The sequence below is a fragment of the Ferrithrix thermotolerans DSM 19514 genome (genome assembly GCF_900128965.1).
Taxonomy (GTDB): Bacteria; Actinomycetota; Acidimicrobiia; order Acidimicrobiales; family Acidimicrobiaceae; genus Ferrithrix; species Ferrithrix thermotolerans.
Genome location: NZ_FQUL01000014.1, coordinates 1 through 24024, shown reverse-complemented (window position 1 = coordinate 24024; position 24024 = coordinate 1). Strand labels below are relative to the sequence as shown.

At 51.5% G+C, this 24024-nt stretch carries 21 protein-coding genes; 18 read left to right on the top strand and 3 right to left on the bottom strand.

The genetic code is table 11. The features are described 5' to 3' along the window. Window positions 1-9: 9 nt before the first annotated feature. Complete coding sequence (locus BUA24_RS05995; RefSeq protein WP_245790319.1) at window positions 10-1806, bottom strand: acetyl/propionyl/methylcrotonyl-CoA carboxylase subunit alpha; 1797 nt, start codon at window positions 1804-1806, stop codon at window positions 10-12. A gap of 13 nt (window positions 1807-1819) precedes the next feature. Between BUA24_RS05995 and BUA24_RS05990 the strand changes: the two genes are divergently transcribed. The 9 genes from BUA24_RS05990 to BUA24_RS05950 all read left to right on the top strand — a co-directional run bounded on the left by BUA24_RS05990 (window position 1820) and on the right by BUA24_RS05950 (window position 10787). Next, window positions 1820-2641, top strand: coding sequence for a biotin--[acetyl-CoA-carboxylase] ligase (locus tag BUA24_RS05990; protein WP_084660244.1), 822 nt, complete (start codon window positions 1820-1822; stop codon window positions 2639-2641). A 158-nt stretch (window positions 2642-2799) separates the two neighbouring features. Further along, a complete protein-coding gene (locus BUA24_RS05985) occupies window positions 2800-3933 on the top strand; it encodes an acyl-CoA dehydrogenase family protein (RefSeq protein WP_072789964.1) in 1134 nt (377 codons plus the stop codon). A gap of 37 nt (window positions 3934-3970) precedes the next feature. After that, window positions 3971-5041 (top strand): glucose-1-phosphate thymidylyltransferase, encoded by a 1071-nt coding sequence (locus BUA24_RS05980; protein WP_072789962.1) that lies wholly within the window; start codon window positions 3971-3973, stop codon window positions 5039-5041. A 187-nt stretch (window positions 5042-5228) separates the two neighbouring features. After that, a complete protein-coding gene (gene rfbB, locus BUA24_RS05975; protein ID WP_072789960.1) occupies window positions 5229-6245 on the top strand; it encodes a dTDP-glucose 4,6-dehydratase in 1017 nt (338 codons plus the stop codon). Beyond that, window positions 6246-7094: a dTDP-4-dehydrorhamnose reductase gene (rfbD, locus tag BUA24_RS05970; RefSeq protein WP_072789959.1), complete on the top strand. Its 849-nt coding sequence runs from the start codon at window positions 6246-6248 to the stop codon at window positions 7092-7094. A 16-nt stretch (window positions 7095-7110) separates the two neighbouring features. Then, entirely contained in the window at window positions 7111-7968 is an 858-nt protein-coding gene (locus BUA24_RS05965) for a glycosyltransferase (protein WP_072789957.1), read from the top strand. 16 nt (window positions 7969-7984) lie between these two features. Then, the gene (locus BUA24_RS05960; RefSeq protein WP_072789955.1) at window positions 7985-8737 is read left to right on the top strand and encodes a hypothetical protein; all 753 of its coding nucleotides are present in this window, start codon (window positions 7985-7987) and stop codon (window positions 8735-8737) included. Between the two features lie 45 nt (window positions 8738-8782). Further along, entirely contained in the window at window positions 8783-9838 is a 1056-nt protein-coding gene (locus tag BUA24_RS05955; RefSeq protein WP_178138724.1) for a nucleotidyltransferase family protein, read from the top strand. Window position 9839: 1 nt separating this feature from the next. Next, a complete protein-coding gene (locus BUA24_RS05950) occupies window positions 9840-10787 on the top strand; it encodes an NAD-dependent epimerase/dehydratase family protein (RefSeq protein ID WP_072789951.1) in 948 nt (315 codons plus the stop codon). A 7-nt stretch (window positions 10788-10794) separates the two neighbouring features. Here the strand turns inward: BUA24_RS05950 and cofE are convergent, their stop codons facing one another. Then, entirely contained in the window at window positions 10795-11475 is a 681-nt protein-coding gene (cofE, locus tag BUA24_RS05945) for a coenzyme F420-0:L-glutamate ligase (protein ID WP_178138723.1), read from the bottom strand. Between the two features lie 25 nt (window positions 11476-11500). After that, entirely contained in the window at window positions 11501-12457 is a 957-nt protein-coding gene (gene cofD, locus BUA24_RS05940) for a 2-phospho-L-lactate transferase (RefSeq protein WP_072789947.1), read from the bottom strand. A 117-nt stretch (window positions 12458-12574) separates the two neighbouring features. On the opposite strand from cofD, the gene BUA24_RS05935 reads away from it, so the two are divergent. The 9 genes from BUA24_RS05935 to BUA24_RS05895 all read left to right on the top strand — a co-directional run bounded on the left by BUA24_RS05935 (window position 12575) and on the right by BUA24_RS05895 (window position 23809). Further along, window positions 12575-13660, top strand: coding sequence for a glycosyltransferase family 4 protein (locus BUA24_RS05935; RefSeq protein ID WP_072789946.1), 1086 nt, complete (start codon window positions 12575-12577; stop codon window positions 13658-13660). Between the two features lie 25 nt (window positions 13661-13685). Further along, on the top strand, window positions 13686-14798 hold the full coding sequence (locus BUA24_RS05930; RefSeq protein ID WP_072789944.1) for a glycosyltransferase family 4 protein: 1113 nt from the start codon (window positions 13686-13688) through the stop codon (window positions 14796-14798). Further along, window positions 14791-15900 carry a glycosyltransferase family 4 protein gene (locus BUA24_RS05925; RefSeq protein ID WP_072789942.1) on the top strand — a complete coding sequence of 370 codons (1110 nt, stop codon included), beginning with the start codon at window positions 14791-14793 and terminating at the stop codon, window positions 15898-15900. Before BUA24_RS05930 ends, BUA24_RS05925 begins: the two co-directional genes overlap by 8 nt. Before the next feature lie 29 nt (window positions 15901-15929). After that, entirely contained in the window at window positions 15930-16832 is a 903-nt protein-coding gene (locus BUA24_RS05920) for a GDP-mannose 4,6-dehydratase (protein WP_072789940.1), read from the top strand. A gap of 222 nt (window positions 16833-17054) precedes the next feature. Then, complete coding sequence (locus BUA24_RS05915) at window positions 17055-20153, top strand: glycosyltransferase (RefSeq protein ID WP_072789938.1); 3099 nt, start codon at window positions 17055-17057, stop codon at window positions 20151-20153. After that, entirely contained in the window at window positions 20140-21705 is a 1566-nt protein-coding gene (locus BUA24_RS05910) for a DUF5719 family protein (protein ID WP_143146420.1), read from the top strand. Before BUA24_RS05915 ends, BUA24_RS05910 begins: the two co-directional genes overlap by 14 nt. 43 nt (window positions 21706-21748) lie before the next feature. Then, the gene (locus BUA24_RS05905) at window positions 21749-22708 is read left to right on the top strand and encodes an LLM class F420-dependent oxidoreductase (RefSeq protein ID WP_072789935.1); all 960 of its coding nucleotides are present in this window, start codon (window positions 21749-21751) and stop codon (window positions 22706-22708) included. Between the two features lie 494 nt (window positions 22709-23202). Then, entirely contained in the window at window positions 23203-23403 is a 201-nt protein-coding gene (locus BUA24_RS05900) for a MerR family transcriptional regulator (protein WP_178138722.1), read from the top strand. Between the two features lie 25 nt (window positions 23404-23428). Beyond that, window positions 23429-23809, top strand: a complete 381-nt coding sequence (locus BUA24_RS05895) for a hypothetical protein (protein ID WP_072789932.1) — start codon at window positions 23429-23431, stop codon at window positions 23807-23809. Window positions 23810-24024 lie beyond the last annotated feature (215 nt).

Below are 24024 nucleotides of genomic sequence, written 5' to 3'. Positions count from 1 at the left end.
AGTCCCCAATCATTCGATCACAATAACGGTGTCTCCGGTGCCTACGGTGTCTCCTGCGCTGACCCGAACTTCCTTCACCGTTCCCGATCTCTCACTAAGTATGGAGTTCTCCATCTTCATGGCCTCAAGCACCAGGAGGGTTTGTCCTACCTCAACCTCTTGTCCTACTTCGACAAGTACTTTGACGACGGTGCCTTGCATAGGAACGGTTACTTGACCGCTACCTCCTGCTCCGGCGCTCCGGTGACCTTGAGTGGAGGCATTTTTCTGCCTTTGCTTAGTTCGCGTGCTGGCCGGAGCGTTTCGCGTAGGTGACTCAAACTTTGGAAGATAGAGATCAACCGATACCCGCTTTCCGTTTACCTCTGCGACAACCTGGGTCTTTTCCACCTCTTCGTTGCCCTGTAGAGCGTTGGGCAAAGGATTTAGGGTCAGAGACTCGAGACCAGCCTTGGTCTCAACCCACTTAGTCGAGTGCTTGACCTCTTGAAACTCGGAGTTCCCCAGGATTGCAAGGTGCGCCGGGATCGTGGTCGATATGCCTTCGATCTCCGTCTCTTTTAGGGCCCGAACCATTCTCCTTATAGCCTTTGCGCGTGTGTCTGACCACACGACGATCTTGGCGACGAGGTTGTCGTAGAACTGAGAGACCGTGTCGCCACTTTCGTATCCGGTATCGGTTCGGGTGTATGGACCATCTGGCCTTATGAACTTGGCAATAGTGCCGGGAGACGGTAGGAAGCGACCACCACTTGGGTCTTCTGCATTGACCCGAACCTCGATGGCTGACCCCCGCCGTTCGATCTGACTCTGTGAAAGTGGCAAAGGATTACCAGCTGCAATTAGTATCTGCCACTCAACTAGATCCAGTCCGGTTACCATCTCTGTAACGGGGTGTTCAACCTGGAGTCTGGTGTTCATCTCCAAAAAGTAGAACTCCCCGTCTTGGTATAGGAACTCAACGGTTCCTGCATTTTGATAACCGCAGGCAAGGGCGACCTTTACAGCAGCTTCCCCCATTTTCACACGAGTCTCTTCGGGAAAGTTTGGAGCAGGTGCCTCTTCTATTAGTTTCTGATGTCTTCTCTGTGAGGAACAGTCGCGTTCACCGATCCAAACTCCGTTTCCGTGGGAGTCCGCAAAGACCTGCATCTCGATGTGTCTTGGCCAGGTCAGGTAACGCTCTAGGTAGCATTCCGAACGGCCAAAGGCCTTCTCGGACTCTCGCATGGCCGACTCGAGAGCGTCCTTGGCTTCCTCTTTGGAGTTGACGACCCGCATTCCCCGTCCGCCACCACCGTATGCTGCCTTGATCGCAACCGGCCATCCGTGGGTCTCGCCGAACGTTACTATCTCCTCGTAGTCGGATATCGCTTTTTGTGTTCCAGGTACCCCTTCCACACCGGCTCTTTGAGCCGCAGCCCTCGAAGATATCTTGTCACCCATGATCTCTATGGCCTCTGGGGGAGGACCGATGAAGGTAACGCCTGCCTCAGTGATGGAGCGTGCAAAGGCTGCGTTCTCTGAGAAGAAACCATACCCAGGATGTAAAGCGTCGGCACCGGATCTATCGAGTATCTCCAAAATCTTCTTGGTGTTCAGATAGCTCTCCTGTGCAGTTGAGCCCCCAAGAGCGTATGCCTCGTCCGCAACCCGTACGTGTAGTGCGTCACGATCCAGGTCGGAGTAGACCGCTACCGTTTTAATGCCCATCTCTTGTGCCGTTCTAGCAACTCTAACGGCGATCTCTCCCCTGTTGGCGATCAGTATTTTGTTGAACAACTCCACTCCGTCCTTCTGGCGCAATATTCTATGATATGTGCGTGAAACAAGCCCTCAAGAGGAAACTCTAACGCCGCAGGTACCTGCTTGGCGCGTTCAGCGGTTTGAATCTTTGGACTCGACCAATCGATTCATTTTAGACCAGGCAAGGTCCGGTGCCAAGGAGGGCCTTGTTGCAGTCGCTGATGAGCAGGTAAGCGGTAGGGGAAGACTCGGCAGAAGGTGGCTCTCGCCTAAAGGAAGTTCCTTTTCAGCCAGCGTACTCTTTGGCTGCAGCGATCGTGACGGGGTTGCAACAGCTCAGCGATTAGTTCGAGTTGTATCCCTGGCTATGAGTTATTCTCTGTCCGAGATCTACGAGGTCGACGCACGGATAAAGTGGCCTAACGACCTAGAGATCGATGGAGAGAAGGTCGCAGGCGTGCTGTCCGAGTTGTGCACAACAGGTTCTGAGCTGTCGGTAGTGGTAGGTGTTGGGGTGAACCTACTTCAAAGTAAAGGGGAGTTGGACTTACTCTCTCGACCAGCTACATCGATCTCTATAAAGGCACCGGATAAGCAAGACCTTATAACGGTTGACGTTCTTTTGGATGTGTTCTTATCTAATCTAAGCAAGTGGTTATTGACTCTGCGTTCAGGCGCTGGACTCTCAGAGATAGCGCAGGCCTATAGGTGCAAGTGCAGCACTATAGGTGAGCGTGTAAGGGTTGAACTGCCGGGAGGATCACTCTTGTCGGGAGTAGCCACCTCCGTTGGAGAGGACGGAGAGCTAGTGGTGAGGGGCGCCGATGGGGAGGTAGCTGTCCATGCTGGTGATGTGTTTCATCTTAGGGTACAACGGGACCTAAAAAGCAAATAAAGACATTTAGGGGATAAGTTCTACCGGTCTAAGAGGCTTGCTTTTGAAGGTGGCCTACTTAGCGTTTTTGCTTGCAAGGTTGATCAAGGTAGTATGACTTGGAGTCACAGTTTATGGTGCTTGTAGCTGTTGAGAGATAAGTATTGCGAGGCGGTTGTATGGACTTTGAGTTGTCCCAAGAGCAAGAGAGTTTTAGGAAGGTTGTCGCCGACTTTGCCGAGTCGGAGATTCGTCCCTATGTTGCAAAGTGGGACGAAGAGAAGATCTTTCCCTTAGATGTCGTAAAGAAGATGGGGGAAATGGGACTCTTTGGTCTTATATTCCCTGAAGAGTACGGGGGATCGGGGGCAGACTTTACCACCTTGTGCATAGCTATTGAAGAACTAGCAAAGGTGGACTCCTCGGTTGCTATCACCCTCTCGGCTGGAGTGGGACTCGGAGCCTCGCCGATTTATCATTTTGGGTCTGACGAACAAAAGGCCACCTGGTTGCCGAAGCTCTGCTCTGGCGAGATTCTTGGCGCCTTTGGTCTAACCGAGCCAGATGGAGGATCTGATGCGGGATCAACAACGACAAAAGCCGAGAAGGTCGGGGAGGACGAGTGGCTCATAAACGGTGCAAAGGCCTACATCACTAACTCTGGCACAGAGATCACTGGCTTCATAGTCGTTACAGCGGACACCGAAGAAGGTGTGACAGCGTTTTTAGTCCCTTATGGTACTCCAGGTCTTGTAGTGGAGCCGCCGTATCGTAAAATAGGGTGGCACGCATCAGATACCCATGGCGTTGTTCTCCAAGACGTTCGCGTCACATCGGACTCCATAGTTGGCACCATAGGCAAGGGGTTTGCACAGTTTCTGGCGACCCTAGATGAGGGTCGAATCGCTATTGCGGCACTAGCTCTTGGGCTAATTCAGGGGTGTCGAGATGAGTCTGTGTCTTACGCACAAAGTCGACACGCCTTTGGAGGTCCTATAGGTCGTTATCAGGGTGTATCGTTCAAGTGTGCAGATATGGACGTGGACGTTGAGGTGGTTCGAAACCTGGTTTATAAGGCGGCGTGGCTAAGAGATAGCGGCCGCCCCTTCAAACGTGAGGCTGCGATCGCCAAGCTGTACTCCAGTGAGGCAGCGATGCGCGCTGCTAAAGACGCAGTGCAGATCTTTGGCGGCGCAGGCTACATGGATGAGACCCCGGTGGCGCGTTACTACAGGGACGCTAAGATCCTTGAGATAGGTGAGGGCACCTCTGAGGTCCAAAGAGTCGTCCTCTCTCGTATGCTCGGCCTTTAGATATCATCTGTCATCTATGTTTAGCGGGGAGCTCTGATTGAAAGCTTTGGTTTTATCCGGCGGCACTGGCTCGCGACTGCGTCCGATTACTTATACCTCCGCAAAACAGCTGGTACCTATCGCTAACAAGCCCATATTGTTTTATGGTCTTGAGTCCATAGCTAAATGTGGCATCAAAGACGTAGGTGTTGTGGTTGGTGAAACCGCAAAAGAGGTGATGGAGACTCTTGAGGACGGTTCAAGGTTTGGAGTCAATATCTCCTACATCCGCCAGGATCGACCTGCTGGACTTGCACACGCAGTCTTTGTCTCCCGTGAGTTCTTGGGGGACGACGACTTCGTTATGTATCTCGGAGACAACTTTATATTGGGGGGGATAGAGGAGTTTGTCGAAGCGTTTAGGGTTGCGCAAGGAGGGGTAAACGCACAGATACTTCTTGCAAAGGTGGAAGATCCCCATCGCTTTGGTGTAGCGGTGCTAGGTGAAGATGGTTCAGTGGTCAGATTGGTTGAAAAACCGGAGGTCCCTCCCTCGGATCTAGCCCTTGTAGGTGTTTACATCTTTGACAAACACATCCATGAGGCTGTGCGCTCGATTGAACCCTCAAGAAGGGGAGAGCTTGAGATAACAGATGCGATCGACCGCCTAATCGAAGATGGTTTGAGTGTGTCTTCTTCGATAGTTGAGGGGTATTGGAAAGACTTAGGCGAACCCGAGGCGCTTTTAGAGGGAAACCGCCTGGCACTTGATCTTCTCGAAGGTGAGGTATGTGGTCGTGTCGACTCTAGCTCTCATATCCAGGGGCGAGTGGTGATAGAACATGGGGCCGAGGTTGTGGCTTCTGTGATTCGGGGACCTGTAGTCATCGGTGCAGGGGCTCGCATCGAGGGTAGCTTCATTGGACCTTACACCTCCATTGGGCCGCACTGCACGGTGAGATCGAGTGAGATCGACTACTCGATCGTACTTAAAGATGCGGTAGTGGAGTATGTGGGACGCCTCGAAGGTTCGATAGTGGGTAAGGCTGCAAAGGTCACTAGAAGAGAGTCGAGACCATCTGCCCTGCGGCTGGTGATCGGTGACAACTCCCAAGTTGAACTCTCTTAGCTTTAGTTGAACGTAGTTCACTTCAGAATTAGATACTGAGCACCAAAATTGCAAGGATTGGGGCCAGCAAGAGTCTGTCGTGCTCTGGGGCTTGGCTATGTAAGACGGGCCTCCATCAGTAAATCGTCTATTGTAGCTAGGTGTGTGTCTGAGGGCGCACTTTGAGTGTTTGATAGTGAGGAGAAAGATGAGGCTACTAGTCACGGGGGGAGCTGGGTTCATCGGGTCCAACTTCGTGCGCTACTGGTGTGAGGCGCACCCTGAAGATAACGTCGTTGTTCTTGACGCCCTAACCTACGCTGGCTGTAGGGAAAGCTTATCTGAAGTTGAAGATAAGATTGACTTTATCCACGGCGACATGGGAGACAAGGTGCTTGTAGAGCAGGTCCTGAGGGAACACAGGATCGACGTAGTGGTAAACTTCGCAGCTGAATCCCACAACTCTTTGGCGATAATAGACCCTCAAAGATTCTTCAATACCAACGTAATGTCTACCCTCGGACTGCTTGACGCATGTCGTAGTGTCGGCGTGGCGCGTCTTCACCACGTATCGACCTGCGAGGTATATGGAGATCTGGCGCTCGACTCGAACGACTCGTTCAACGAAGCATCACCTTATCGCCCCCGGACCCCTTACAACGCCTCCAAGGCTGCCTCTGACCATGCAGTAAGGTCGTACTACTACACCTATGGATTACCAATATCGATAACCAACTGTGCCAATAACTACGGTCCTTATCAGTTTCCAGAGAAGGTGATACCTTTATTCGCCACCAACGCCCTTGATGACCTTCCACTGCCGTTGTACTCCTCCAAGGATAATAAAAGGGAGTGGATTCACGTACTAGACCATGCAAGGGCGATCGATATGGTTATCGACAACGGTGAAGTTGGTGAGACCTATCATGTGGGAACAGAGTTGGAGCGATCTGTTGAAGAGCTAGCGGATCAGATCCTATCCATCTTGAATAAGCCGTCTTCCCTAAAGACCATCGTCCCAGATAGGCCCTCCCATGATCGCCGCTATCTTCTTGACTCTTCTAAGATCCGAGGTGCTCTCGGCTGGGAACCAATCTATGACTTTCAAAGTGGACTCGAAGATACGGTGCGCTGGTACCGAGACAATAGAGCCTGGTGGGAGCCGCTTAAGAAGAGAGCGCCAGTAGATGAAAGCGGCGTGCTTTGGAGTGAGAGAAAGTCCTAGATGAGGGTACTCCTGGTAGGGGCTAACGGCCAGTTAGGTCGGGAACTCTCTGAAGTTTTTGAGAAACGATCCAAGACGATCACCCTAGTAGCGCTTGGCTCGAAGGTCTTGGATGTGACAGATAGAGAAGCTGTTCAAATCTGTGTTTCTGAGGTGTCTCCAGATATCGTGGTTAACGCGTCTGCTATGACCAAGGTAGATCTGTGTGAGGATCAAGTTGAACACGCTTTTCGTGTAAATGCTTTAGGAGTGCGAAACTTGGTCCAGGCTGCGGATCGGGTGAGAGCTAAGGTTGTGCACTTCTCGACAGACTATGTATTCGATGGAACTACCAATAGGCCCTATAACGAGTTTGATGCTCCCAACCCTTTGTCTGTCTATGGTAGGTCGAAGCTTGCCGGAGAACGGGAGCTGAGGCCTACAGACCTATGTGTGAGGACCTCATGGTTGGTAGGGCGTTACGGCGACAACCTTGTAAAGACGGTACTAAGAATGATCTCCCTTGGGCAAGATCTAAGGTTTGTAAACGATCAGTTCGGCTCGCTGACTGTTGCCCAGGATCTTGCTGAAAAGGTGCTGGAGATGATCTTTACTAATCTCGGCGGACTTTATCACGTAAGTGCTCAGGGATTTGGAAGCTGGTACGACGTTGTGGCTAAAGTTCTTGAGATAAAAGGTCTTGGCTTGGCCACTTTGAAGGCTATCTCATCCGCAGAGCTCCCTCCGTCTCGTAAAGCGCCCAGGCCGGCATTTTCTGCTCTTGACGACTTTGCCCTCAGATGGTCGGGTTTAGACCCTATGCCGCAGTGGGATAGTTCCCTTGCGAGGCTGGTGAACGAGATTGACTAAGTGCAAGGAAGCTAGCATGTCTTCCGTCGTTGTCCTCTATGGACAAGACGAAGCTGCGGTCACCAGGTTGGCTAGGCAACTATGGGATCTTGGGGTCAAGGACATGGTCTTTGTGGATAACAAGTCACAGGACGTGCTCGACCACGTTGTCGATAAAGGAGAATTTAGTTTTAGGGTTGTATCTTCTGGCAAGAATTTGGGCTATGGGCGAGGCGTCAACCTTGGGGTCTCCTACCTTGATGATTCGGAGTTCATATTGGTATCCAACCCCGATATCTACATCAAAGACGGAGACATATCCCCCCTTCGAGCAGCTTTGGAAGGAGATCTAGATGTAGGACTAGTTGCTCCAATGCTTTTGAACCCCGATGGAAGCCGTTATCCCTCTGTAAGGCGATATCCCGACACGCTTGTATCGTTGATCCATGGTTTCCTAGGGATATTTTGGAAGAATAACCCCGTGTCGCGATGGTACAAAATGGAAAGTCTTGACCTAGATACAGCTTGCTTAGCGCCTTGGGTCTCAGGGGCGTTCTTCGTGATGAGGACTGAGGTCTTTAAAAAGATAGGCGGATTCGACTCCAAGTACTTTATGTACTGCGAGGATGTAGATCTCTGTGAACGCCTCCAAGGTAACGGACTAAAGGTCGTGTACTACCCTAAGGTAGAGGTGATTCATGTGCAGGGCGATAGTTCCAAGGAAAGACCCATCCGATCTCTGTACCAACACCATCGCTCGATGTGGTTGTACGCGAAGTCAAAGAGATCATCTTCACTTGTGCTAAGTGTTGAGTTGTTCGGAATAGCTCTAAGACTTTTGCTTGTCTTATCTGGGCGTTTGGTAACAAGCCGATTGTTTCCTCAGGGAAGGTAGATAACCTAGATAACCAATGAACTCAAACGCGTCAAGAAAAGTTGCCAAAGCTGCCGCGTCCGGCAGGTCCTCTAAGGTCAGAAAACAGATTCCTCTAGGGTACTATTCGTCGATAGCGGCGATAGTCCTTGCCGGCGTATTCGTAGTAGGTTACTCCAGGTACGAAAAGACTCAGACAGTCTCTTCTACTGGTGTTCTTCCAGCGATCGGGACAAAGTGGAAGGTGGCCTTTGGTGTCGACGTCTGCGGTACCTACGAACCAAACCTTCCAGCCTCACCCTCTAGCTCTGCCGGAGGTCTTTACTCTGGAGGAAATGGACTCATTGAAGTGGCCCCTATCTCGTCTGCTGCTACTGGGTCTAATGCAAATCTTGCGAACTTTCTAAAGGGGGAGAAAGGGCTCAAGATTACCTCCAGCTCCATCACGTTGCCCAATGGAAAGACGGTGAGCTTTAAAGACGCTTGTGGCGGTAGAGGGGCAGCTCTGAGCTACGCCTCATGGCCGTCGCTATTAGCTACGACTCCGACCATATATCGATCTGCGAGTCAGATAAAGTTCCAAAACGACGAACTTGTGGCAGTGGCTGTGTTGCCTAAGGGAAAGACTCCATCAAAGCCTCCGTCTGAGGTGGCACTAGTAAGTGGCTCCTCATCTTCTACTTCCACATCGGTTGTCACGTCCACTACCGCCGTATCTGGGTCAAAGGCGAGTACTCCTTCGACGAGACCGAGTTCAACTTCAGCCACAAGTAGCACAGTTGCGGGTTAGTATTAGGGCGTTATCTTTTCCCATCGAGAAGGTGAGGTTCGGTCTGTGAAAGCCGTTGTGCTCGTCGGCGGATTTGGTTCGAGGCTACGTCCTCTTACAATCGACGTCCCAAAGCAGATGATACCCGTGGTTGGTGTCACCATGTTGGAACGAGTCCTAAGCCATCTCAAGGCGCATGGGGTCACGGAGGCAGTGCTTGCTCTAGGGTACCTCCCGGACGTCTTTCAGGAGGCGTTTCCCGACGGTGAAAGCATGGGCGTCAAGCTCCGTTACTCGGTGGAAAGTGAACCTTTAGATACGGCTGGAGCGGTGCGGCTAGCAGTTGAAACAGCTGGAATCGACTCCACGTTCTTGGTGGTAAACGGGGATATACTCTCAACCTTCGATTTTACGTCGATTGTAAATTTTCACAAGAACAAAGGTGGGCTTGCTACGGTTGCCCTCACCCCGGTTGACGACCCTTCGAGATTCGGTGTTGTTGTCTCTGATGAGCAAGGACGGGTTCGAAGCTTTGTGGAAAAACCACCTCGTGAGACTGCTCCTACCAGCCTTATAAACGCAGGAGTCTACGTATTTGAGCCGGAAGGACTAGACATGGCACCGCTAGGAGAGCCAACGTCTATGGAGAGACTGGTGTTTCCTGAGCTTGCCAAGTCAGATCAGCTATTCTCCCTGGAGATGCCGGGGTACTGGATAGATGCAGGAACGCCTGCCTCGCTGCTGCAAGTGTCTCTCGATATCTTGCGTGGAAAAGTCGTTGGAAAGGATCTCTCCGCTTTGCAACGAGCAGTCACAGGTCGAGATCTCTCCCAAACGGAGACCGACTGCTATGTGGGTGAGGGATGTGTGTTAGAAGACAATGTGGATGTGCGTAACTCGGTTCTTGAGTCACAAGTTACTGTCTGCGCCCAAGCAACTGTCAGAGACTCGGTGATTCTCCCAGGGGCGGTAATAGGCGAGGGGGCTCTGATCGACTCCTCGATCGTAGGGCATCAGGCCTTTGTGCCGCCTGGATCCATAGTAGTAAACGGTTCTGTAATCTCTCGCTACGCAGAGCTGATGCCTGGATGTCAAGTAGTAGGCGAGAGGGTACCGAGTTAATATGGGAATATCCAGAGTCCTTGTCACAGGCGGGGCTGGATTCATCGGATCCAACCTCGTTGACAGACTCTTGGCTGAGGGTGTCGATGTAGACGTGGTTGATAATCTCGTTACAGGATCTCTTTCTAATCTGTCGTCAGCTAGGGCCCAAAACACCGCTCGGTTTTCCTTTCATAAACTCGATGTCTGCGATGTTGCCTTAGAGGAGTTCGTCGGCAAGAAGAGGCCGGATGTGATAATGCATCTAGCTGCGCAAATCGACGTGAGAAGTTCCAAGGTGGATCCGTACTACGATGCAAAGGTCAATCTACTTGGATCTATCCGTGTTCTTGAAGCGGCAAGGAAGGCTGGTGTGACCAAGGTTGTTTACGCTGCTTCCGGTGGCGCCTTGTACGGTGATCTAGCTGAGGTTCCGACCACCGAAGACTGTGAGTTTGCTCCAATATCTCCATATGGGATCTCAAAGGCTACAGTTCTTCAGTATCTCAAACTGTATAGGGATCTCTACGACGTGGAGTACACCGCCCTAGCCATGGCAAACGTATATGGTCCACGCCAGGACCCAAACGGTGAGTCCGCAGTAATCTCGATCTTTGGCTCTGCGATGATGAAAGGCGATGACGTTCAGATCTACGGAGACGGTAAGCAGACTAGGGACTTTCTTTATGTCGACGATGCAGTCGATGCTTTTATAAAGGCGATGGATCTAGGTGGTGGTTTGACAATCAACGTCGGCACATCACAAGAGACAACGGTTATGGAGCTTTTCGATGAGATGGCGATGCAGATAGGGTACACAAAAAAACCACATTTTGCGCCGGCCAGAGCTGGTGAGATTCTCAGATCGGCCCTGGATATACGCCGAGCAAGGGATCATTTAGGGTGGGAGCCTTGGACTTCTCTGAGGAACGGTCTAAGCTCTACGATCGAGTGGATGAGAGATAGCTGAATAACTTTTAGCGGAAAAGATCCTGCTTTGGATTGCGAATAACCTCACTTTTTACGCTTGACTCCCTAAAGTGTATGGAATCTAACCCCCGAACTACAACGACCGGAATTTGGCGTGACTTTGGTTTGACGAGGTCCGCCGCTGCGGCGATCTCATCTGCGATGCAGATCTCAGTTGCTTTCAGCTCCCGGCCGTTGGCGTCATGAAGTCCTCGTAAATCAGCGATAGCTCCTAGGCCGGAGATGCCGATCGCAACGTCCGTCACACCGTTTCTCCATGTCCGGCCGAAGGTATCTGTTACGATAACAGCTATGTTGATACCGGTCTTTCGAAAGATACCCTGCCGAATTCGATGTGCGGAGCGATCCGGATCCTTTGGCAGTAACGTGACCGTTCCGATCTCGGTGTTCGAGCGGTCTATCCCTGCGTTAGCGCAGACAAAGCCGTGATGGGTCTCTGTGATCCGAAGAGTTCCGCGTCGTCTTAGAGTGCGCTTAGACTCCTTCTCGACGAGATCCAAAAACCCTGCATCATCCGATTCGTCGATGTGTACGACTCGGCCCTCCGACTTCGATACGATTTTCTGGGTGACCACAACTACGTCTAGCTCCCTAAGGACGAAGTGCTCCACTATTAAATCTGAGATGTCGTCGCCACTTCGTACCTCTGGAATACCTGCAACAGGCATTATGGAGATGCTAGAGAGAGGGCTATCACTCAAGTCCACATACCTCTTTCGCCAATTGAATCTCCATCTCCCGGTTTACCATCAAGATGTCAGTGACTACACACTTTATGCCTAGCTCACTGATTGCTTCTACCTGATCCTTGTCTCGAATATCGATGACGAAGGTTGATATGTATGGAGAGTAGAGCTTAGCAACTGCACAGGCCGAAGCCTGACCGTGAAGATCCGCTAAGAGGTCGCCCAAAGGCCCCTTTACAGCGCTTCCACCTACGATAGGTGATACGGCTGTTACATCCGCTCTCCTAGAGAGCAAAATTTCACTAAAGTTGGATGTCATAAGCATCGGCCAGATCGAGAGCAGGGGATTGGAAGGAGCGATGATTACCTTTGAAGAGTCCTCTAAAGACCGAACTACCGCTTGCGAGAGCCTTGCTGTGTCTGCTCCCTCGTAGATCAGTTCTTTGACCTTTACTCTGTGGTTATATTTGACAAAGTACTCTTGAAAGCTCATCAGCTCAGCTTCTGTCTCGTAGCTATCTGTCTCACTTATATACCTATGTCCTCGAATCTTGGTGCGCACTGGATCGTCTGAAAAGGGCAAAACCCTTACTTGGACCCCTAGCGAAGTGATGATCTCCGCCGTGACCTCCGAAAGAGTGAGGCCATCTCTCAATCTTTTGGTGCGATACAGGTGTGTACCAAGGTCTTGGTCACCTAGGGTGAACCATGCATCGTCACCAAGCGTCTTGACCATGTTAAGTGCGTTGTATGTCTCGCCTTTCACCCCCCATCCTCGCTCATCATCGCTCAGTCCAGCCAGGGCGTAGGTTACTGTATCGATATCAGGTGAGACATGAAGACCATAGAACTGTTCGTCGTCACCTACGTTTACGATTGCTACGAGGGAACTCGGAGACACAGAGTTTGCCAGACCCCTGATAAACTTCGATCCACCCACGCCACCAGCGAGTACTGTTATCACAATGGCTCAGTATAGGAGACAAGATATCTTCATTGGTTTAGCTACATTTAGGAGGAACCGATCGATCGCATAAAGATAGCCTTTGAGGCAACCGCCCTTCTTGGTCCCCGCAGTGGCGTGGGAGAGTTTGCCTTCGGACTTCTTGGTCAGCTTCCCAACGACCGAGTCGAGGTGGATGCCTTTGCCATAAGTTGGAGACGCAGACACCAGCTTTCCGAGCAGCTTCCTAATTGCATTGGCTTCATCGATAAGGCGATGCCTGCTCGTCCGCTCCACGCCGTTTGGGATAGAGCAGATGTTCTGAGATTGGAGAGGTTGATCGGTCCTGCCTATGCGGTCGTGCACGGTTCCAACTTTTTTGTCCCGCCAACCAAGGCGGTTAGGTTTGTTACGGTACACGATCTTACCCCTAAGCATTTCCCTGAGATGTGCATGCCTACAGTGCTTCGTTACCCTAGCTATATCCAAAGGTACGTAGACGAGGGCGTATACATCCATACCCCTACCGAGTTCGTAAAAAATGAACTTATAGAGATCTTTGGTGCAAGCAAGGATAGGGTGGTAGCGATTCACCACGGTATCCCAACAGACGCCTATCTTGACTCCGAGTCGGTAAGTGAAGAGTTCATCAGCAAATTGGATAACTATGCCAAGGGCAAGAAGATCGTTCTGGCAGTTGGCACGATCGAGCCGAGGAAGGGCCTAGTTGGCTTTTTAGACGCCTTTGATGAGATACAGAGGTCTCGCTCCGACGTTGTCTTCGTTGTGGCTGGATCTAAGGGCTGGGGATGGCAACCTTTCGAGGCCAAGATGAAGAGTCTGTCTAACCCAGGTTCGGTCTTGGTTCTTGGTTGGGTAAGTGACGCAGAACGAAAGTGGCTATATCGACGCTCGGAGGTTTTAATTTTCCCGTCACTTTATGAGGGCTTTGGTCTGCCTGTGCTTGAGGCCATGTCTCATGGACTTCCGGTTGTCCACTCCGACGCAGGGGCAGTTGTGGAGGTGGCTGGAGGGGCGGGTTACAAGGTGGTCGGACGAGAACGCTCTAGCTGGGTTCTTGCGCTGGAGAGGGTGCTTGATGATGAAAGAGTACGAGATCAGCTTAGATCGGCCGGCTTCGAGCGCGCCAGTGGATTTACATGGGCCGTGGCTGCGGAGAAGATGAGGAAAGCCTACCTGTCTGCGCTTGATATGCATAATTAGCGAGGTGGCTGGTTAGGATTTCCCTGTGCAGGTACTTGTGTGTGCAGATCAACTACACCAACGGGTCCCAGGTGGAACTGGAGCATATCTTCGTGCTACTTTGGAGGCTGCTCGGAGTAGCTCTGCTGAGGCTGAAGGTCCTTCGTGGATTCTGTATGCTTCTAGGCCGTCTTCTAAGGCAATTACCGACTTAGGCAGTTTGGGTTTTAGGTATAGTTATTCGCACTTTCCTCAACCGCTGGCGCAACGAATCTGGGATCTGGGTTTGGACAGACCTAAGTTACCCGTGCAGCACTACCACTCTTTCTCCATGGGAGGACCGGATCCGACGCCAAGAAAGAATCGATCATTTACCCAGAGCTTCGCTGTGTACGACCTACTATGGGAGAGCTGTCCGGAGGCATTTCCTGCTCGGGGGGTTAGGTGGCACAGGGATAGATTCATGAGAATCAGAGACGAGGCGGATCACATCGTTACCCTTTCTAAAGAGTCTAAGGATAGGTTGTTGGCTCACGGAGTCGAGGAGGACCGCGTTACCGTTATTCCTCCCGGCTCGAACCACCTACCGCCGCCGGCTATGGAGAAAGCCACAGAGACCCTAAAAAGTGCTGGCGTTGAGGGAGACTTTTTACTCACGGTGGGTACCTTGGAGCCGAGAAAGAATCTCCAGAGGATTGTTAGTGCATTTAGCGAAGCTATGGGATCTCTTGGTGGGCCGATGTCTTTGGTGATAGTAGGACCTAAAGGCTGGGGCGATGCTATTAGACCTACCAAGAACGTGTATCTTTTAGGAAGTGTTCCCGGCGAGGTGCTGGCCGCTCTTTATCTAAGAGCAGTAGCCCTAGTCTACGTGCCCATTGAGGAAGGTTTTGGTCTCCCGGTGTTTGAGGCAAATGCGGCGTGTCTACCTGTCATCTCCTCGGCGGTGCCAAGTGCTAGATTTGATAATTCCCTGATAGTGGATCCCAGCGACGAAATAAGTATTGCCGAGGGTCTCTGCCGCGTGGTGTTGGATGACAAGCTAAGGTCTTCGCTTGTGACTCAGGGGCTTATGGTTGCTAACGAAAGAAGGTGGGACGATACCTTCCGCATGCATCAGAGACTATTTGTGACTCTGGCTGGAGGGTTGTTTGGATAGTCTTGTCTCGATCGACGTGAGTGCCGTACCGCCGCAACCAAAGGGAGTTGGGCGGTACGCAATAGAGATGCTCAAGGCGCTTGGCCCACTTGTCCATCCAGAGCTAGAAGTAGGACTTTGCGTGTCGAGATCAAACGCAGAGCTTTTTTATAGCCTTGGGAGCAACGTCGCAGTGTTGTGCGAATCTCCAGCTAATCGTTTGGCAAGGCTCACATGGGAACAGTCCTTTCTTCCCTTCCTTCTAAATAGGACAGGGGTTCGGCTTCACCATGGTATTCACTACACAGCTCCGCTGCTTTATCGGGGGATTCGGGTAGTAACCGTACACGACGTTACGTTTATCACTTCTCCTCAGTGGCACGAGCCTGAGAAGGTTCAGTTTTTCTCTCGCGCTTTGCGATGGGCGGCACGGAACACAGATGCGATAGTTGTGCCGTCGTTTGACACGGCCAATAAGCTAAAGATTCTTCTGTCTCCAACCGCAGAAGTAGTTGTGATACCTCATGGCGTCAAAACTACTAGGGGCCCCGGATACAGGGATAACTATACAGATAGGTCGGGTTCTCCCTTCATCCTTTTTGTGGGTACTGTAGAGCCTCGCAAGTCCGTGGAGACTTTAGTGATGGCTTTCGACGAGATCGCTGGTGAGTTTGACTCGTTGCGTCTCGTGATCGCTGGGCAGATCGGCTGGAGAGCGGACAAGGCCAAGACAGCGATCTCAAACTCTCCGTTTCGAAGCAGAATCGATCTTCTTGGCTTCGTCAGCGACGACGAGCTTGAGCGACTTTACAACCAGGCGTCGGTGTTTGTATATCCTTCTTTAGAAGAGGGCTTTGGGCTTCCGGTACTTGAGGCGATGGCTCACCATGTCCCCGTAGTCACGACAAGGGATAGTGCTATGGCGGAGGTGTCAGAGGGTTATGCTTCTTTAGTAAGTGCTGGTGACGTTTTAGGTCTTGCTTCTGAGATTTCTAAGGAGTTAACGTCGCCACGGTCACGCAAGGAGCTAACAGATAAGGCATGTAATTTGCTTGCGTCTTATACGTGGGAGCGTTCTGCTAGGGGTCATCTTGCCCTTTATGAAACTCTTCTACAGGGATGATAGTGGAAGCTAGGTTGGGAAGGTAAAGTTTGCGGGCGTTGGTTGTAGGATCCTCAGGATTCGTAGGAACCTGGCTGGTGGAGTATCTGAGGTCAGTTGACGATGAAGTATTCACCCTCGCAAAGGGCACTGATCTTAGAGATCTTGATTCTCTAAGAGGAGAGGTCGCTGACCTTCATGTAGACGCGGTGTACCACCTAGCGGCACAGAGTCATGTCGGCAGATCTTGGTCTAATCCGGAAGAGACCTACATGATCAACGTCATGGGGACAGCCAACCTATGCTCAGTGATAAGGTCTATGCCGATACCTCCAAAGCTTCTTTTTGTCTCTTCCTCTGAGGTGTATGGAAAGGTCTCCCAGGGTGATCTGCCCCTGAAGGAGAGCCATGAACTTGCGCCGGTTAGCCCTTACGCAGCGTCGAAGGCTGCCGCCGAAGAGGTGGTTAAACAGCTCTTTTACGGCTCTTCGATACCCGTGGTAGTCGCTAGAGCCTTCAACCATATAGGTCCGGGACAAGACGAAGCCTTCGTTGCTTCGGCACTAGCAAAGCGTTTAGTGAGTGCCAAGATGAAGGGAGACAAGGAGATAAGGGTTGGAAATCTCAAGGCTCGCAGGGACTTTACGGACGTTCGAGACGTGGTTAGAGCCTATCGGATGCTGATTGAAAAAGCGGATACCTTCGCGGTTTATAACCTATGCTCAGGTGCATCTCTATCTGTCGAACAACTTGCCCAGCTCATGATAGATGAGCTTCAGGTCGACTTGCAACTTACTGTATCGCCAGAGCTGGTACGACCCGTCGATACATTCGAGGTAGTTGGATCAAACTTCAAACTTAGGAGTACAACCGGATGGGTTCCCGAGTTTGACTTGTATCGAACTATAAGAGATCTCTTAGCGTACTGGACAGGGCGTCTGATAACTTCTTAGCTTCCTTTTCAAGGTTTGTGCGTGCGCTTTGAAGTTGGCCCCACCCTAAAATAGCAAGCCCTACCGCTACATAGCCGAACTTTTGAGGGTCGGGAGCACAGTTTTTGTTTTTCACCCTCCTAATTCTAGCTTACTGTTTGTGCAGATCACACGGTTACCTTTAGGTGACGAGGCGTAAAAGTACACAGTTATCCCGTCGCGCTTGGTAGGCTTATCTCTCTGATGTCACAAGCACCTCGTGTTAGCGCCGTTGTGGTCGCCTGCGATCCTGGTGATTATCTCAAAGAGTGTCTAGTATCGCTGCGAGACTGTGGATACCCAAACCTCGAGATCATCGTTGTGGACAACTCCTCGGTGACCTCGGTTGCGGAAATGGTAGAAGAGATCGTCCCAGGAGCGCACTTAATCCGAATCGAAAAGAGAGTTGGTTACTCAGAAGCTGCTAACCGTGGAGCGCTTGCCGCAAGTGAGTCAGCTTACATCCTCATGATGCATGACGATGCAGCCCTGCTTCCAGATGCCATACCAGCGATGTTAGAGGTAGCGTTTGCCAAGAATGCGGCCGTTGTCACCCCAAAGATTATGGTATGGGACTCTCCTTCGCAGATCTTGCAGATTGGAGCGAACGTCGACCGCACCGGTTCCTTGGCACCGCGCATCGATGTAGGGGATCTGGATCAGGGCCAGTACGACTCCATTGATGAGGTAGCGATAGCACCCGGTGGGGTTCAGCTGATCCGAACGGATCTCTTTCAAAGTCTTGGCGGTTTTGATGAGGAGCTTCAGCTGTTCGGTGAGGACGTCGACTTCTGCGTAAGAGCAGCACAGGTTGGAGCCAAGGTCTACTGTGCTCCAAGAGCGAAGGCCCGCCACCTGGTGGTGTCGACCTTTTTCCGTCCACATCGTAGCTTTACTAGCCGATTTCGAGAAGAGGAAGGTCTTCACCGAGTCGGTTCGGGTCATCTGCGGCGAATGCTCAATACAAGGCGGGCTCAGCTGCGAATAATTCTAAAATCAACAAGTGGCCTCTCCCAAGTACGCTCGGTTCTTACCTACCTTGCCGTCTCTGTTGTTGAGACCCTTTTTTATCTGCTGACCGGTAGGGTGCGTCTCGCTGTGGTCCCCTTCGATGCCGTTGGATGGAATATCTCTCGCCTAGGTCAGATCTCAGATGAGCGCAAAAAACTGCGAAGACTTCGAGGGCAAGTTAGACCAGCCGAGATTGACTACATCGCCGTTAGCTCGAGATTTAGAGCCTTCCTCGTGGCCAGGAGATCTATCAAGAAGATGGTTGGCGAGGGGAAAATACCCCGAGTCGATCTCGTGGAGTACGGTGTCGATGAAGAAGAGAGGCTGAGCGTCCTTTCTGAGAAGACCAGTGGGTCACGGATTGCCGTGGATCGAGCTTCAAGCGTAATACTTGTGCTTGGCGTGCTAGCGGTGCTTTTGCCTTCCATCCCTGTCATCTTTGGACATCCTCCCCTTATTGGGTCTATGGCACCATTTCCACCTCCTGCCACACTCATCTCCAGTTTCTTTAGTGGTCGGTACGACTCAGTGGTTGTAGCTCCCAGCGTCGCTCCTACCGCAGATCTCATCCTCGGTGCGCTCGGATTTGTATTTTTTGGGGCTATGGGAGTGTTGCACCAGTTCTTACTGGTAGTCGCTGAGATGGCAGGGCTGTTTGGGATGTATGCTCTGGCCTCAAAGGTTGCTACAAGGTCCGCCTCCAAAATCGTGACCGGTATCTACGGGGTGCTGCCCCTCTTGGCCCAACTCGTCCATCAGGGTAGTTACTTTGGGATATTGGCATTTGGTGCTGTGCCGACGCTCTTAGCACTTCATGCGAGGGCAGCAGATTCGGTAAGGCTGTCTAGAAGGATGATGAGACGGTTGATACTTGAAACAGCCCTGTTCTCTTCGTTGGTCGCCGCAATTGTTCCCGTTGTGTTTCTTGGTTACGTACTTACTGTGGCTGTATTCTTGGCAGTCTCTTATATCACCGGTGACAGAGGAAGGGCGAGACGTAGCGGGTTTGTTTTATTGATTGTTTCATCTCTCACCCTAGTGCTGAATCTGCCTTGGTCAATGAGCTTTTTCTATATGCCGGTGGGAGTCTCTAGACTCTTCGGACCGTCGTTTGTGTCCTCGATCTCGTATCTATCGGTACTGTCGTTCAACCTAGGCCAGGGATATAGCGTACCTTCGTTATACGTACTTGTTCTCATCTTTGTGGTGGCCGGTCTTGCCTTTTCAAAGGCTGCAAAGCAGGCGCAGATAGGACGCAGGACAACGGTTGCCCTAACCGTTACTTTTATTGGTTTTGCGGCTGTAAGAGGGTTATTTGGCACTACACCTATTCCGCTTTGGACCCTCACGCTCTTTGCGGCTAGCTTTTTGATGACTGCAATGGCAGTGACCATCGACGCCTTAGCCGACGATCTTCCGAAGTTTAACTTTGGTTTACGCCATTTCCTTGCGGGATTTGCATCTATTGCTCTAGTGGTGGCCGTTCTGGCCGGAGTATTCCAGGTGGCAAGGCCGAGGTTCGACATGCCGACGACCGGGTTTGACGGGGCAAGCTCCTTTATGTCGGGGCTGCCAAAAGGTCAGAGTGTTCTGTGGCTTGGAAGCCCCGAGATCTTGCCGGTAGGGGGTTGGAAGATCGCAGATGGGCTGTCGGCTGCTTTAGTGTCGTCTTCATCTCCCTCTTTTACAGCTCTTTATCCTCCTCCTAACTTTGGTCAAGCAGAGAAGGTGATCTCTGCACTTAGGTCAGCGCTAGTAGGGCACGGGGTCCTCTTGGGACATGTGCTAGAGGCAAGTGGAGTCAGATATGTAGTGTTACCTCAGCCTAACTCTCAGATCGGTTCATTTGAGGGAACACCCCTAGACATGGTTTTAGGGCGCCAGATCGACATGAAACAGCTTCTTATCGATCCAACCGTGGTCATGTACGAGGTGACAGGCACGCCGGTCTCATATGCAGCTAAAGAGTCTTTCGTCATAGACATGTTGCGCCTGGTCGGAATTGGTATTGAGTTTCTGGTGCTTGCACTGATACTTTATGGTCTCCTCAGGCGAAAGTCTTGGGTGATGACTCTAACCTTTGAAGAGTTTCTAAGGAGGCTGAAGCTTGGCCGCTTTAGTACATCGGGCGCAGCGCTTGGTGGTGAAGAAAGTGCTGCTCAGGGTGTATCCAACGAGAGCCCGACAGTGCTAGCCGCATCGAGAGCCCGCAAGGGTGAGGTAGCTCCGTCAGAAAAGGACGCTTCGAAGATAAATGGTGGTGGATCGGGAGGCTCTAGTGACAAAGCTTAACCGCAAGGGCTTGCGTGCTGACAAAGGTGCTGTTGTGTTGGGTAGCGGGACAAAGTATCTCCTGGCCCTTGTCTTATTGTTGGCGGTCGGGCTTGTGATTCAGAGCGTGACCCATGTCAACCAGATCCCCTCGGGAGGTTTTCAACTAGCGGGGGATCCTCTAGGGGCAGAGGGTCTTTCAATGCCAGTGGTTACAGGACCGACGAACGCCACTACGGCTTGGTACTGTAGTGTTTCGAGTACGGGAACTACTGCCTCGCCACCGCTACTGGAGATCGATAACGCCTCTAAAGTGAGCTCCAGGGTCGAAATGTTCTCCTCACTGGCAACCAAGCGACCTATTAGGAAGTTCACTTTGGGTCCTTACGCGTCTTTTGTCCTGAGTCCTTCGATCTTTGGATCGTCAAAGAGTTTTAGCGGAGTAGCATTAGTGGCAAAAGGTGGAAGAGTCGTAGCCGCAGAGAGCGTCTCTTTGGGATCGCAGGTTGTAAAGACACCTTGTCAGACCTCTCCAGGGTTTTTTTGGCTGGTCTCAGGCCTTTACACCCTAGCTAAAGACGCTGCCAACGTATCTATCTACAATCCTTTTGCGACCCCCGCCGTCGTTGATCTTTCTGCACTAACCTCAAGTGGTGCAGTGGTTCCAGGTAACTTTCAGGGAGTTATCGTAGATTCGGGTCAGACAAAGACCATCAATCTGGATCAGGTAATACCTCCTACGGCAAATCTAGCCATCGTTGTAAGGGCGCGCTCTGGAAGGGTCGTAGTTGGAAGCCTGCAGACCAGATCGGACAGGTTTGCAAGGGGTGTGGCAGTTCCACAAGCGACTATTCGCCCCTCAACCTATTGGAACTTTCCTTACGTGCGTACAAGTCAGAGCTCCTCCTCTGAGGTGACGGTGGTAAATCCGTCTTCATCTTTAGCCAAGGTGAGAATTAAGTTAGTAACGTCATTTAACAGGCTCACCTCCGTCCTACCCGGAGCCCACGTGACGTCATTAGTAGAGACTGTTCCACCGTTTTCTACAGCTTCTGTTGGACTCTCGGGAGAGTTGGCGGTCCCAAGTGAAGGAGTATATGGGGTTCAGATAAGGTCCTTAAACTCCGTGGGTGTGGGTGTCTCCCTAAGTTCAGCTCTGGACTTCTTCGGTAATATGGTGTTCGTCGAACCATACTCCACTCCGATCTACTCCAACAACTGGCTGGTAGTGCTGACCTTTAGGTCTAGCTATCTAGGGTCGGACCCTCTTGCAATATCGCTGCCAAAGCAGGCGATAGATCCCATGGAGGTGTCAACTATCTCTACTACCTCACAGAACAGCAGTTCTAGCCCGGGGAAGTCGCCTTTAAAGAGACAAAGTACCGCATTCAAAGAAAGAATTGTCCAAGCGCCTTCGGTAACGCCTTACACCGTAGTAAGTTCGGGAGTGCTCGATATCGACGTGAAAAAGGTTAGGCCGATACTGATAGTAAGGGGGGCATCTCCCCTTGCCATACAACCTGCCTACAGTGCCAACGGTTCGATAGGGTTCTTGTCAGTCCCCATAAACTAATCACTGAATGGGATCTGCCTCTCACCTTTAGTACTATAGCGTCATGGGATCATATGCGCTGACTGTGCCCTTTTCTGGCACCTCTTTACTCGATCACAAATCTATAGTCCAAAGGGCCGAAGAGCTTGGCTACAGTGAGATCTGGTCGTCGGAGGTAGACGGTTTTGATGCGTTCTCGCCCCTTGTCTTGGCGGGTTGCTGGTCCGGCTCTGTGCGTTTGGGAACGGCAATCGTACCCGCCTTTACGAGGGGACCGGCGACCCTGGCGATGTCTGTGGCAGCGCTGTGTGATGTCGCACCTGGAAGGGTTTCTTTGGGCGTGGGATCTTCGTCCAATGTAATAGTCGAACGTTGGAATGCTTCAAGTTTTGAAAAGCCGTATCAAAGAACCAGAGATATCGTCAGATTCCTGAGAGAGGCGCTTCAAGGAGATAGGGTCGACAGGGACTATGACACCTTTTCGGTTAGCGGGTTCAGGTTAGCTAAACCCCCGGAGTCGCAACCTGAGATATTGGTAGCAGCCCTGCGGGAGCAGATGCTCGCAATGTCATCCAAAGAGGCAGATGGGGCGATCCTAAACTGGCTGTCCCCCGATGACGTGAGGTTTGTTCGGCGGTACCTCAACCCAGACAAAAAGATTGTTGCGAGGGTGTTTGTATGTCCAAGCAGAGACATAGAGGCTGTAAGAAGCGGGGCCAAAAGACTGATAGCTGCCTATCTCAACGTGCCGGTCTATGCCGAGTTCCATCGCTGGCTAGGTAGAGGTGAGTCGCTGTCTTCTATGTGGGACAATTGGACCCGAGGTGATCGAAAGCAGGCGGTTGCTCAGGTTCCAGATGATGTGGTAGACGAGCTTGTAGTGCACGGTGATCCCAAGACGTGCAAAGCAAAGTTGGATGACTATATCGAAGCTGGCGTGGACGTCGCTGTTGCGGCCTTTTTACCATTTGGAGTCTCCGAACCTGAAGCTTTAGAGGCTCTTGGTCAGACCTTTGTAGCTTGAACTTTTAGAGCTTGCACTTCGATCTGTAACTTCAGTTACTAAGGGTCTTAGACCGTCTATCGGAACATGCCAGAGCGTTGCTCCTAGGACTCGACGATACATTGCTACGAGGGAGTGTTTGCACATGTAAATTAGTTTTAGACTACTGGGATTGATCTCAATCTTGCTTCACAGTGGCGCGTTGCAAACTTAGCGAGATTGTGTTTTGAAGCCGGGGCAATATTTTTTGTCTGGAAGGTACCTCTGACCTAGAAGTGCTTGATAGCGCTGGGCGTAGCATCTAAATGTAGCGACTACGGGCAAGGACATTTCGATCAGAGAGGTCGTGGTGTTTGGTGTGGCTATTTGATCTTATTCGGAGCCTGGGGACCATCTGTTGTTTGTCCATAAATAGCGACCCGTAGACCTGACTCCTATTTGAATGGGTGTTATCAGATGTCTCATTGATTGGGGTTTGTACCGCTCTCGTAGATATTGGTGTTGCTATTTGGTTGGTGGTAATTTCCTACATGGCTTCACTGGTTCTAATCGCAGTGGATGCGTTAGAACTTGGTGTCCACCCAGACACACTGCGACTAAGGGAGAAAGAGGGAAGGACCGAGCCAGCAGAACGCACCCCTTTAGGCAGGTGCGGTTACGACTTGGCCAAACTGAAACGGCTCGGCGCATGCGATATAGCTTTGACTCCACGATGACTGGCTACTCATCAGGTATCTACCAGTGGACAAAGACGACCTCGTCCCTCAAGTAGCACTGCTGGAAAGCTACTGCGCAGCGAAGAGGTGGACCTACGAGATACGGCCACTCCCTAGGCCCCCATGTGGGCCCGATGTGGAGATCGAGTGGGCATTACCGAGGTCTGCATCGATGGATGCCAGCATCAAGGCTGGCAAGGCCGGAGGAAAGCTCAGGGCACTCTCGGTGAAACACTCAGGTTCCAAGCGTGCCAGGCAAGCACAGCCTCGGCACGAAGAAGCAGGGACACAGGCGTGCTCGTACCCAGGCATCGCTTCAGAGCGTCGCTGGGGAAGCCATCAAGGAAGTTATCTATGGAGAAGGCTCGAGCAACGTTCTAAAGCGGCCTCCTTAGGTAATCACTAAGGACTTCGAAGAAGATCTCTCAGATGTGCTCATAGCGGTCACGTCCGTAGAACCAAAGACGCATGGCGGTGCATGTATACCTCTAAAGTTCCAAGGTGGACGCTGCCTACACCAGCAAGGCTTGTCCCGACCCAGGTTGTAAGTATCTCTAAAGGAACAACTGTAGCAAAGGGTTGTGTCCCGATAGTTGTGCAAATTCCACGAGTGAATTGATT